General features: G+C 61.1%; 12 protein-coding genes and 1 other annotated feature. Of the genes, 7 read left to right on the top strand and 5 right to left on the bottom strand.

Features of this window, described 5'->3' with window-relative positions:
- Positions 1-188: 188 nt before the first annotated feature.
- Complete coding sequence (dnaA, locus tag H9X91_RS09660) at positions 189-1505, bottom strand: chromosomal replication initiator protein DnaA (RefSeq protein ID WP_204804663.1); 1317 nt, start codon at positions 1503-1505, stop codon at positions 189-191.
- 379 nt (positions 1506-1884) lie between these two features.
- On the opposite strand from dnaA, the gene rpmH reads away from it, so the two are divergent.
- The 5 genes from rpmH (at position 1885) to jag (ending at position 4821) form a co-directional block, all read left to right on the top strand.
- Positions 1885-2025, top strand: coding sequence for a 50S ribosomal protein L34 (rpmH, locus tag H9X91_RS09655; protein WP_021751147.1), 141 nt, complete (start codon positions 1885-1887; stop codon positions 2023-2025).
- Positions 2026-2139: 114 nt separating this feature from the next.
- Complete coding sequence (gene rnpA, locus H9X91_RS09650) at positions 2140-2484, top strand: ribonuclease P protein component (RefSeq protein ID WP_204804661.1); 345 nt, start codon at positions 2140-2142, stop codon at positions 2482-2484.
- Positions 2484-2693 (top strand): membrane protein insertion efficiency factor YidD, encoded by a 210-nt coding sequence (yidD, locus tag H9X91_RS09645; protein WP_204804733.1) that lies wholly within the window; start codon positions 2484-2486, stop codon positions 2691-2693. The genes rnpA and yidD overlap by 1 nt, the downstream gene beginning before the upstream one ends.
- Before the next feature lie 148 nt (positions 2694-2841).
- Complete coding sequence (locus tag H9X91_RS09640; RefSeq protein WP_204804659.1) at positions 2842-3975, top strand: YidC/Oxa1 family membrane protein insertase; 1134 nt, start codon at positions 2842-2844, stop codon at positions 3973-3975.
- Between the two features lie 15 nt (positions 3976-3990).
- Complete coding sequence (gene jag / locus H9X91_RS09635) at positions 3991-4821, top strand: RNA-binding cell elongation regulator Jag/EloR (RefSeq protein WP_204804657.1); 831 nt, start codon at positions 3991-3993, stop codon at positions 4819-4821.
- A 108-nt stretch (positions 4822-4929) separates the two neighbouring features.
- On the opposite strand, the gene H9X91_RS09630 is transcribed toward jag, so the two are convergent.
- The gene (locus H9X91_RS09630; RefSeq protein ID WP_204804655.1) at positions 4930-5340 is read right to left on the bottom strand and encodes a hypothetical protein; all 411 of its coding nucleotides are present in this window, start codon (positions 5338-5340) and stop codon (positions 4930-4932) included.
- A 259-nt stretch (positions 5341-5599) separates the two neighbouring features.
- Positions 5600-5806: a binding site (T-box leader), on the top strand.
- A 55-nt stretch (positions 5807-5861) separates the two neighbouring features.
- Here H9X91_RS09630 and H9X91_RS09625 point away from each other — a divergent pair.
- Complete coding sequence (locus tag H9X91_RS09625) at positions 5862-7277, top strand: glycine--tRNA ligase (RefSeq protein ID WP_204804653.1); 1416 nt, start codon at positions 5862-5864, stop codon at positions 7275-7277.
- A 275-nt stretch (positions 7278-7552) separates the two neighbouring features.
- Positions 7553-9499, top strand: coding sequence for an LTA synthase family protein (locus H9X91_RS09620; RefSeq protein WP_204804651.1), 1947 nt, complete (start codon positions 7553-7555; stop codon positions 9497-9499).
- 87 nt (positions 9500-9586) lie between these two features.
- On the opposite strand, the gene msrA is transcribed toward H9X91_RS09620, so the two are convergent.
- The 3 genes from msrA to H9X91_RS09605 are packed head-to-tail and all read right to left on the bottom strand — an operon-like array spanning position 9587 to position 11627.
- On the bottom strand, positions 9587-10165 hold the full coding sequence (gene msrA, locus H9X91_RS09615) for a peptide-methionine (S)-S-oxide reductase MsrA (protein WP_204804649.1): 579 nt from the start codon (positions 10163-10165) through the stop codon (positions 9587-9589).
- On the bottom strand, positions 10165-10470 hold the full coding sequence (locus H9X91_RS09610) for a DUF6881 domain-containing protein (RefSeq protein WP_204804647.1): 306 nt from the start codon (positions 10468-10470) through the stop codon (positions 10165-10167). The genes msrA and H9X91_RS09610 overlap by 1 nt, the downstream gene beginning before the upstream one ends.
- A complete protein-coding gene (locus tag H9X91_RS09605; RefSeq protein ID WP_204804645.1) occupies positions 10455-11627 on the bottom strand; it encodes an alanyl-tRNA editing protein in 1173 nt (390 codons plus the stop codon). Before H9X91_RS09605 ends, H9X91_RS09610 begins: the two co-directional genes overlap by 16 nt.
- Between the last annotated feature and the right edge of the window lie 453 nt (positions 11628-12080).

Genomic DNA, 12080 nt, shown 5'->3' with positions numbered 1-12080 from the left:
CGTATTTTTTAGAAAGAGCAGTCATAGAGAAAAAAGGTGTGGAAAAGACGGGGAATGGCTTGCGGCGTCGGATTTTGCGGTTCCACAGGGGTTGTGGAGGAATCTGGTGGTTTTTCCACGGACTTTTAGGGAAGAGAGATTTCCACAGCAAAGTTTTTCTTTTCCACAGGAATCGTGGAGAATGGGGATCACCGTTTGGAGTTGATATTGGTCTTGATTTCTTTCACCATTTCAGCGAAGGAGGCGTCCTTTTTCATCTTCTTTTCGATTTGCTGAATGGAGTAGAGGACCGTGGAGTGATCCCGGTTGTCGAAGACCTTACCGATCTCATCCAGACTGAGATTCGTCATGGAGCGGATCAGATACATGGCGATCTGACGGGCGGAGACAGCGTCCCGCACCCGTTGCTGGCCCCGGATCACGGATTCGTCCAGACTGTAGTACTTGGAGATGTATTCCAGGATGGCCTCCGGCGTGGGGACGTATTCGTTGCTGCGGCGCAGCATGTCCTGGATGGCCCGGGTGACGGTCTCCTCATCGGTGTCGTTGCCCAGCAGGTCCTTGTAGGCCAGGATCTTGTTGATGGTGCCCTCCAGCTGGCGGACGTTGGCGGTGACGTTCTCCGCGATGTAGGCGGAGATCTTGTCCGGCAGCTCCATGCCCAGCAGGGCGGCCTTGTTCTTCACGATGGCAAGGCGGGTCTCGAAATCCGGCGGCGCCACGTCCACCAGCAGGCCCCACTCGAATCGGGTGCGGAGACGATCCTCCAGCTGGGTCATCTCAGAGGGGGGACGGTCGGAGGTCAGAACGATCTGCCGGCCGGACTCATACAGGGTGTTGAAGGTGTGGAAGAACTCCTCCTGGGTCTGCTTTTTGCCGGCGATGAACTGCACGTCGTCCACCAGCAGCAGGTCCGCCTGGCGGTATTTCTCCCGCATCTCGGCGGTCTTGCCCTCCCGGATGGCGTCCACCAGCTCGTTGGTCAGATCGTCGCCCTTCACATAGGCGATCTTGGACCGGGGGTCGTTCCGGCGGATGACGTTGGCGATGGCGTAGATCAGATGGGTCTTTCCAAGGCCGGAGTCCCCGTAGATCAGCAGGGGGTTGTAGTTCTGGGCCGGGTGCTCCGCCACGGAGACGGAGGCGGCATAGGCCAGCTTGTTGGAGGGACCTACCACGAAGGTCTCAAACGTGAACTCCGCGGAGGTGAATCGCTCGCTCTGGCGGTTGGGACGGACATTGTTCAGCTCCGCATAGTCCAAATCGTCCAGGATCTTCACCTCGAAATCTGTGGAGAAGATATCATGGAGGGAGGCTTTGATGTTTTTCATGAACAGGGATTCAATATATCCCTTTTTGAAGTCGTTGGAACAGTGGAGGAGAAACGTATTGCCCTGGATGTCCACGGCCTCCAGTTCGTCGAACCAGGTGGCAATGGTGGTCTCCGAGAGCTCGCCCTTCAGCTGGGAAAGCACATTGTCCCATACATCGGCGACGGAATTCAAAAGGAAACACCTCTCTCTAGTAAAAAAATAGACAAAGCAGTCCAGTTCATTATACCAAAAAAAGGGGCGGATTACAACACTTATTCTAATAATAAGAACAGACCCGGAAGGGCGGTCCCGGCAACAAGATATTGCGGCTGACGGCAGAATTGCACACCAGATTTTGAAATCTTCAAAAAACGTGACCGGGAAATCGAAAAAATACGGAATTTTCGCAAAACTTTCAAGTTTTCATTGACATATTTTCAAACAGTCTGTATAATATCCGTTGCGCCGTATTGGCGCTTGCCGATTTGTTTACTGCGCCGTCCGAAAGGGCGGTGTCGAGTAAGTGCCGCCTTTTCCGGGCGGCCGGAATTCTGACAGGAGGTGTCTCAACATGGCAACGAAACGTACCTATCAGCCCAAGAAGCTGCACGGCCAGAAGGTCCACGGCTTCCGCAAGAGAATGGCGACTGCCAACGGCCGCAAGGTTCTGGCCCGTCGCCGCGCCAAGGGCCGCGCCCGTCTGTCCTACTAAGCGAAACGGACCGCGCGGGAGACACTTGAACAACGTCTTCGGGGACGGCGGGAATTTTAGGATTCCTCCGTCCCTCGTTGAGTTTGTGTCAAAGGGAGCAAGGCAGGTGGCAGTATGAAGCGGGCAGTGACCCTGAAAGAGAATTATGAGTTCCGCCGGCTGTACCAGAAGGGCGCCTCCGCCGTGGGCGGCGGCATGGTGCTGTACTGCCGGAAGAACCGGCTGGGGCACAACCGGCTGGGCGTGACGGTATCCGTCAAGCTGGGCCATGCGGTGGTCCGCAACCGGGCCCGCCGCCGCCTGCGGGAGGTATTCCGCCTCAATTCCGGGCGCCTGCGGCAGGGATATGACATCATCCTGGTGGCCAGGGGACGGACGCTGTCCGCCTCCTGGAAGGAACTGAACGACACCTTCCTGCGGCTGTGCAGGAAGCTGGATCTGCTGGAGGTGCGGCCATGATGAAGAAGCTCCTGCTGGCGCTGGTGAAGTTCTACCGGGTGGCCATTTCCCCGTACCGGCCGCCCTGCTGCCGCTATATCCCCACCTGCTCCCAGTATGCGCTGGAGGCCATTGAAAAGTACGGCGCCCTGAAGGGCGGCTGGCTGGCATTCCGGCGGATCCTGCGCTGCAATCCGTTTCACAAGGGAGGATATGATCCGGTCCCGTGAAGGAGGGGACAGGCCTCTCCAACCAATTCCCCACCGGCGGGCCTTTCACCCGCCGGAGACCGCGGAATGCGGACGGGCTGCGGGCGGCGGTCTGCCGTCCCGAGGGCAGTGAATGCCTGGGCCCCATCTCAATTTGGAGGAAGCACCTATGTTTTCAACCATCGGATACTTGATTTGTGTCCCCTTTGCGGCCCTGGTGCGGTTGTTTTACAACCTGACGGGGTCCTACGGCGTGTCTCTGATCCTGTTCACGCTGGTCATCAAGCTGATCCTGCTGCCCTTCCAGATGAAGTCCAAGAAGAGCATGGTGCGGATGAGCCGGATGTCCGGAAAGATGCAGGAGATCCAGAAGAAATACGCCAACAACCAGCTGAAGATGCAGGAGGAGATGCAGAAGTTCTATCAGGAAGAGGGCTTCAACCCCATGAGCGGCTGCCTGTGGAGCTTCCTGCCCCTGCCCATCCTGATGGCCCTGTACTATATCATCCGGGAGCCCATCGTGTACTTTATGGACTTCGGCGGGAGAGAGGCCGGTCTGGCCGTTGTGGAAAGAGCTCAGGAGCTGATCGCCAACGCCGGCATCCAGCTGAATGCCAGCATGGGCTATGAGCAGATCGCCATCGCCAACGTCATCAACACCCAGTTCCCGGACTTCATTGCGGAGAACCCCGGCTGGGTCTCCATTGACTATCATTTCCTGGGCATCGACCTGATCCAGACGCCCTGGAGCGCCATCGGTCAGTTCGCTGACGGCATCTTCACGCCGGCGTTGATCGGTCTGTTCCTGATCCCCATCATCTCCGGCGTGCTGAGCCTGCTGATGAGCAAGGTGAGCATGAGCCAGTCCGCCCAGAACACCGCCATGAACGGCTCCACCAAGATGATGATGTGGATGATGCCCCTGATGAGCATCTACATCGCCTTCATCGTGCCCGCCGCTCTGGGCGTGTACTGGATCGCGCAGAGTGCCTTCTCCATCGTGCAGGAGATGGTGCTGGGCAAGTTTTACACCAAGAAGCTGCAGGCCGAAGAGGATGCCCGGCAGGAGATGATCCAGGCGGACCGCCAGAAGCGGCAGGAGGAGGCCAAGCAGCTGCAGGAGAAGCAGCGCCAGCAGGCTGCCCAGAAGAAGAGCCTGAAGGAAAAGCGCCAGGAGGCGCAGGCAGCCAAGGCTCTGAAGGCCAAAAAGGCGGCTTCCAGCACCACAGAAGCAGGCCGTGTAGGCGACCGTCCCTATGCGCGCGGCCGGTCCTATAAGGCGGACCGCTATGACGATCAGTAAGGAGCTTGTTACGCCATGAGAGAGTTTATTGATGTAACGGGCAAGACCGAGGAAGAGGCCATTCAAAACGCCCTGCGTCAGCTTGGCCTGGACCGGGATGATGTGTCCGTGGAAATTTTGGAGCGCGCGAAGTCCGGCTTTCTGGGCCTGGGCAGCTGCCCGGCCAAGGTGCGGGTGAGCTACGGCCCGGAGGAGGAAGAGGAGGCGCCCGCCTCCCCCGCTTCGGAGCCTCAGGAGGAGCGGCAGGAGGAACGCCCCAAGCCTCCCAAAGCGGAGAAAAAGCCCCGCCAGGAGCGCAGACCGGCAGAGACGCCTGCAGTTCCCGCTGAAAAGGCGCCGGCGGAGCCGTCTGCGCCCGTCGTCGACCTGGGCGAAGAGGTGGACGACGAAAAGGCCCAGGCCATCCGCAAGTTCCTCTCCGGTCTGCTGGAGCAGATGGAGAATACTGCAGAGATCCATGTTTACCTGCTGGAGAAGGGCCGGTACAAGGTCATCCTGGAGGGGAAGAACCTGGGCGCCCTGATCGGCCGCCGGGGCGAGACCCTGGACGCCATCCAGCAACTGACCAGCTATGCGGTGAACCGCAGCGGCAGCGGCCGGGTGCGGGTGCAGCTGGACGCGGAGAACTACCGGGAGAAGCGGGAGCAGAGCCTGCAGCATCTGGCCCGGAAGGTGGCTGCCAAGGTCACCAAGTACCGCCGCAGCGTGACGCTGGAGCCCATGAACGCCTACGAGCGGCATGTGATCCACACGGCGCTGCAGGATGTGCCGGGCGTCACCACCTACTCCACCGGCACGGAGCCCAACCGCCGGGTCATCGTGGCCTACGACCGGGAGAAGAAGTAATCGAACGAAAAGACCGCCCGTCAGGGCGGTCTTTTTGTCATTGTGAATGAATATAGACAAACGGGTATGCCCTCTGGATGGGGCATACCCTTTTGAAATCGTGTCCAGTCAGTTTATTGCATCTTCAATCGGGGGATTGGATGGGTTTTCCACTTCATACCAGCTGCCATCCACCACAACAAAGGCTTCGCTTCCTCTGCTGTCATAAGTAAATGCAGGTTGTCCATCCACGATAAAAGTGTAGCTTTCATTTCCTTCCACAGGTTCAGGTTCCTCACATTCCCTCAATTCCAAGCCATAAAACCATTCGATAACAGGCATTACAGATAAATCATCAGGATCATATTCCTCTGAGCCAATGGTAAAGTTACTCTCTATTCCCTGTGAATGGAATAATCCTGTAATTTGTACGGTTGGCTCTGGGAATCCGTATACAGCAGATGCATCGATGGCCTTCTGACAACCGGTCATTCCCCATACCCAGGCTAATACAACAATCAATATGAGCAGCTTTTTCATGTTGTTCGACCTCCTTTTATGAGTTCTTACTGATATAGACGCAAAATTTCCTCTCAGGTTTCATTTTATCATATCATAACATACAAAAATGCTTGCTGTAAGGCATATCAAATAACCCGATCCTGCTGATCTCAGGTTAGGGGCTGCTATTTGGTGAAACCGACGGAGTTTGAGCCATCACTACTTATCTTGAAAAGGGACTTTTTGGGCCCGGCCTTGACATTCCGGGCAAAACGTGATACAGTTCTCACGATATCCAAAAAAGGCTGTGACAGGGAGAAGTAGCTCCTGTTTCCCGGACAAGAGAGAGGGCGGATGGTGCGAGCCCTTGCGGGAGAGGGAGGGAAGGCGCCCTGGAGCCGTGGGGCGGAAATGCCCTGCCGGTCCCCGCCGTTACCGGGTGAAGAGTGCGCGTCAGCCAGGCGCGAATTCAGGTGGAACCACGGACGTCTCGTTCGCCCTGAGCCGAAAACCGGCTCGGGGCGTTTTTCTGTCCGGGCCGCCGAAAAGGAGAATGGAGCATGAAAAACACCGAAAAGACCATGGAGAAGATCGTGGCCCTGTGCAAGAACCGGGGATTCGTCTTCCCCGGCAGCGAGATCTATGGAGGCCTCGCCAACAGCTGGGACTACGGCCCCCTGGGCGTGGAGATGAAGAACAACGTCAAGCGGGCCTGGTGGAAGAAGTTCGTCCAGGAGAACCCCTATAACGTGGGCCTGGACGCCGCCATTTTGATGAATCCCCAGGTGTGGGTGGCCAGCGGCCATGTGTCCACCTTCAACGATCCCCTCATCGACTGCAAGGCCTGCAAGATGCGCCACCGGGCGGACAAGCTGGTGGAGGGCTATGTGCAGGAGCACGGTCTGGACGTGAATGTGGAGGCCATGACCCCGGAGGAGCTGATGCAGTTCATCCGGGACAACCAGGTGCCCTGCCCCGGCTGCGGCAAGAGCGACTTCACCGATATCCGGAAATTCAACCTGATGTTCAAGACCCACCAGGGCGTCACTGAGGACACCGCCAACGAGGTGTATCTGCGGCCGGAGACCGCCCAGGGCATCTTCGTCAACTTCCCCGCCATCCAGCGGACCACCCGGCGGAAGCTGCCCTTCGGCGTGTGCCAGGTGGGCAAGTCCTTCCGCAATGAGATCACCCCCGGCAACTTCATTTTCCGCATCCGGGAGTTCGAGCAGATGGAGCTGGAGTTCTTCTGCAAGCCCGACACGGACCTGGAGTGGTTCCAGTACTGGCGGACCTACTGCCATGACTGGCTGAAGGGCCTGAACATCCGGGACGAGAACCTGCGCCTGCGGGACCATGAGCCCGAGGAGCTGGCCTTCTACTCCAAGGCCACCACGGACTTTGAGTATCTGTTCCCCTTCGGCTGGGGCGAGCTGTGGGGCGTGGCGGACCGGACCAACTACGATCTGACCCAGCACCAGGAGCACTCCGGCCAGGACCTGACCTACTTCGACCAGGAGAAGAACGAGCACTATATCCCCTATGTCATCGAGCCCTCCCTGGGCGCGGACCGGATGACCCTGGCATTGCTGGTGGAGGCCTACGACGAGGAGGTCGTGGACCCGGAGAAGAACGACGTCCGCACGGTCATGCGGTTCCACCCGGCCATCGCCCCCTTCAAGTGCGCTGTGCTGCCCCTCTCCAAGAAGCTGTCTGACAAGGCCCGGGAGATCCAGGCCGAGCTCTCCAAGGAGTGGATGGTGGACTTCGACGACACCGGCTCCATCGGCAAGCGGTACCGCCGGGAGGACGAGATCGGCACGCCCTACTGCATCACGGTGGACTTCGACACCGTGGGCGACGCGGATAAGGCCGGCGACAACTGCGTCACCGTCCGGGACCGGGACACCATGGAGCAGGTCAGACTGCCCATCGATCAGCTGAAGAGCTATCTGGCGGAGAAGATGGCGTACTGAGCACAGGGCGATCCTGCTCCATGACCGCCGCGGAGCGGCGTCCGAGCGTTTTGCCGGAGGCAAAATCTCGCCGGAGGGAAAATTCACTTTGCCCGAGGAATGAAATCTGGCGGGGCCCTCGCAAAAGCGGAGCTTTTGTGGGGAGCAGGTCAGACTGCCCATCGATCAGCTGAAAGGATATCTCATGGAGAAGCTGGCATATTGATCGAACATCATCGGGGCCGCGGGACAACCCCGCGGCCCTTTTTCATCTCGAAGGAAATGAGGTACGACCGTTGAGAAGACAGAAACGGCCCCGGGCAGTGGGGCCGGCTTGGCTGCGGTGGGGGATGTTCCTGGGCGGCAGCCTGTGCATGGGACTGGCCGCTGCGGTGGCCGTCCAGTGGGTGGTCACCGGATCCCTCTCCATCGTGTGGGAGTGGTTCGTGAAGTGGCCCGCCTATCTGCTGCTGACGGGCCTGCTGTACGGCGCCGTGGTATTCACCCTGGGGGCGCTGCTGGGGCGGCTGTGGCTCTCTGCTGTCCTGGTGGGGGCGGCGGGGCTGATCCTGTCCCTGGTGGACTATTTCAAGACCGCCATCAACGGCACGCCCCTGGAGCTGGCGGATTTCGGACTGGCCTCCCAGCTGGGGGAGGTGGCCGGTGTGGCGGGGGAGCTCCGCCCGCCGGTGGACTTCTGGATGGCGCTGGCGGCGCTGGCCATCTGCGTGGGGATCCTGGTGCTGGTGCGGCGGCTGACAGTGCTGACCGGGCGGTGCCGCTTTCTCAGTTTTTCCGTCGCCCTGGCACTGACTGTGGGGCTCTTTACCGTTCAGGGGGCCCAGGCTGCGGGGGCCGTATTCGGCGTGGACACCAACACCCGTCTGGCGGCGGCCAACAGCCACGACACCTACGGCCTGACGCTGAGTCTCTGGCGGGACTGCTTCCTGCAGGCAAAAGAGAGCCCGGAGGGCTACGGAGAGGAATATATGCAGCAGGTCCTGGCCCGGATCGACGAGATCCTGGCGGAGGATGACACACCGTCCGGGGCCCCGGCCGTCCAGCCCAACATCATCATGGTGCTGTCGGAGTCCTTCTACGACCTGAACCGGCTGCCGGACCTGCAGTATGAGCGGGACCCGCTGGAGAACTTCCACGCCCTGGAGCGGGAGGGCATCAGCGGCACGTTCCACAGCCACTACCTGGGCTACGGCACCGGATATCTGGAGATGTCCATGCTGTACGGCATTACAGGGCTGGACTTCGGCGCCGGGACCAACATCTGCTTCCTGGAGGACGACGCCTACGAGAAGTTTGACGCCCTGCCGGAGCAGTACACCAAGGGCGGCGGCTACCGGGCGGAGATGCTCCACGGGTACAACGACAGCCTGTACAACCGGACGGTGACCTATCCCATGCTGGGCTTTTCCGAGCTGCTGTTCTCCGCGGATATCCAGAAGCTGGGGATCGACGACACGGTCTACGGCGGCTACTACATGCGGGACGGGTACCTCTTCCAGGGGGTGCTGGACCGGATGCAGGCCATCAACGACGGCGGCCAGCGGGCCTTCCTCTACGCCATCACCATGGAGAATCACCAGCCCTTTGACCCGGAGAAGTTCAACTACGAGTGCCAGATCGGCGTCACCAGCGATACCCTCAGCGACGAGGACATGGCCATCGTGCGGGTGATGCTGGAGGGCATTACCCGGGCAGACCAGGCGCTGGGTGAATTGACAGACGCCCTGCGGGAGAGCGATGAGCCCACCATCGTGGTGTTCTTCGGAGACCACCGGCCCAACCTGTTCATGACAGATGGGGACACGGTGTACACGAAGCTGGGCCTCTGCCCGGGCAATGACACCGTGGACTGGACGGCAGAGCAGATCAACGACCTGTATTCCACGGACTATCTGATCTGGGCCAACGACGCGGCACTGCTCCAGGGCCGGGCCGGCACCCGGCGGGAGAGCAGCATCACCGCTGTCGGCCCCCAGCTTCTGGAGCTGACGGGCCAGCCGGTGAGCCGGTACTGGGCGCTGCTGGAAAAGGTGCAGGAGGTGTGCCTCACCAACACGGAGCTGTATTTTGTGGACGGCACAGGCACTCCCAGCACCAGCGCGGAGGATGCGGACCTCTCCGACGAGGCACGGGAGCTGCTGCAGCTGCGGGAGGATGTGCTGTATGATGCCATGTATGGGGAGCAGTATATCACGGCGGCCATGAACGAGCCGGTTTCCTGAATACAAAGAGGCGCCGCAGGCAAAGCCTGCGGCGCTCTTTTGCACAAAAATGGGGCGGAATGTGGAAAACCGGGGCCGCCTATCCGGTCAGCGATCCCTCTCCCGGCTCTCTTCCCAGGCCCGCAGCAGCGCTTTTGCGGGGCGGTCATAGTTTTCTGTGGAAAACGGATACGCCGGCAGGACGGCCAGCTTCCAGGGGGCCACGTGGCAGTAGCCCCGGGGGTGCTTCTCCAGATACCGCTGGTGGTAGGTCTCCGCCGGATAAAAGCAGATGAGGGGCTTCAGCTCCACGGCGAAGAAGGGGACGGCTCCTGCCTCCAGCGCGGCGATGGGGCGGATGACCGCCTCGTCCGCCGGGTCCATCCAGTACACACCGGTCTGGTACTGGCTGCCGAAGTCCGGCCCCTGGCGGTTGGGGGTCTCCGGGTCGATGACCGCGAAGAAGGCGAAGAGCAGATGGGGGAGGGAGACGGCCGTGTCGTCATATTCCACCCGCACCGCCTCCCGGAAGCCGGTGAGGCCGGTACAGACATCGTCGTAGTTGGCGTGGGACGCCTCGTCTCCATTGGCGTAGCCGGCGGTGACGTCCACCACGCCGGGGAGGCGGCGGTACAGAGCCTCCATGCCCCAGAAGCAGCCGCCGGCAAAACAGATGCTCCGCTTCATCAGGCGAACATCCCCATAAAGCCGTCCGGCCGCTCCTGGGCCTGGCCCCAGATGGCGTGGAATACGTCGGCGGTGATGGCGTGGGCCTCCACCTCTCCGGGGCGGTTCAGTGTCCGCAGATCCTCCGGATAGGGCGCGGGGGACAGGGCCTCCTGCCGGCCGTAGGCGCCGCCATAGGCAAAGCACAGGCCGTTTGGATAGAACTCCACCCGCCGGACCTCCCGACGGCTGCTGTCCAGCTCTGCATAGATGTGCCTGGGCTCATCCTCTTCTTCCAGATCCTGTTCGATCAGCACGTAGAACATTCGATCCCCTCCTTGTGGAAAAAGTCCAGAATGGCGGACGGGTCCGCCTGTACACTGCCCTGGGCAAAGCCGTTCCGGCCGCCGCCCCGTCCGGAGAGGGCGCTGTTCAGCCGCTTCACCAGGGGAGAGATGTCCGCTCCGCCGGCGTGGACCAGGGCGTAGACGTAGGAATCCTGCTCTCCGGCAAACACCGCCGCAAGGCCCCCGGCGGCCCTGGCTGCGGCGTCCGCCAGTTTCCGGGCCCCGTCGGGCCGCATGGGGGGGTCCAGGAGCAGCACGTCTCCGCGGCCCGCCAGGGACTGGGCCCGGAGGGCGAAGAGCCGGTCCTCCAGCTCCGTCATCCGCAGTTTGGCGGCGGTAAGCTCCGCATTCTGCCGCTCCACGGCGGCGAAGGCATCCTGGGGCTTTACCGACAGCAGCCGGGCCACGGCGTGGTCCTGCTCGTAGATCCGGGAGAGATACTGATAGGCCCGCTGGCCGCAGAGGATCTCCAGCCGAACGCCCTCCCGGAACTTCTGGCAGGAGAGGACCTTGATGAGCCCCACCTCGCCGGCCCGGCGGACGTGGGTGCCGCAGCAGGCGCAGCAGTCGGCCCCGGGGAAGGACACGATGCGCACCTGGCCGGTGAGCTCTTTTTTGCTGCGGTAGTCCAGCTGAGCCAGTGCATCCGGGGCGGGGAAGGTGATCTCCGCCGGGGTGTCCCTCCAGATGGCCTCGTTGGCCTGACGCTCCGCCTCCAGCACCTGCTCCCAGGTGAGATCCCGGTCGTAGTCGATGGTGACGGTGTCCGCCCCCAGGTGGAAGCCCACGTTGCTGCAGTCGTACAGAGAACACAGCAGGCCGGAGAGGATGTGCTCGCCGGAGTGCTGCTGCATGTGGTCGAATCGGCGAGTCCAGTCGATGGAGCCCTCCACCGCGGCGCCGATCTCCACAGGGCCGCTGCAGGTGTGGAAGATCACGCCGTCCTTTTCGTGGACGTCGGTGACGGTGACACCGCCTAAGACGCCGTGGTCCGCCGGCTGGCCGCCGCCCTCCGGGTAGAAGGCGGTGCGGTCCAGAGTGACGAGGCAGCCGCCCTTGGACGGCTCACAGGTGAGGACCCTGGCGGTGAAGGTGGTCTGATAGGGGTCCTGGTAATAGAGCTTTTCCGTTTCCATGGGGAAACCTTCCTTTCATTCGGGAGATGGAGGGCTGGATGTGGGCCGCCGCGACGGCGGCCGCGGGGGATTCTGCTCCCGCAGGGGGCTTGTCCGGCCAGGATGCACCCCCATTTCTCTTTTGTCGTGCCAAAAGAGAAACGGGCCGTGCACGGTCCAAAGAGAAAAGCGTTAGGCGCGCTCCGGTGCAGTGGCCCTCCGCGCGCACGGGGGTCGGCGTATCGGTGCCTACTCCGATTTTGCCTGGCCTTCGGGCACGCTTGGGTCTTCTGCGAGGTCGATACTGCCGTCCCGTGGCGGGGGTTCCGACCTCGTCGGGGTGCAAGGACGCATTTGATTTGCTCCTCTTTTACTGTCTCGCGCTGCGGCGCTCCCAGTATTTCCGTCACCAGTGTTCCAATGGTTCCTCCTTCCGCGCGTTCCGCTTGCCCGCAAGGGGCACGCCGCATCCGT

This window comes from Oscillibacter valericigenes, assembly GCF_016902445.1.
GTDB classification, from domain to species: domain Bacteria; phylum Bacillota; class Clostridia; order Oscillospirales; family Oscillospiraceae; genus Oscillibacter; species Oscillibacter avistercoris.
The sequence above is the reverse complement of the archived record's forward strand: the minus strand, read 5'-3'. Positions and strand labels throughout refer to the sequence as shown.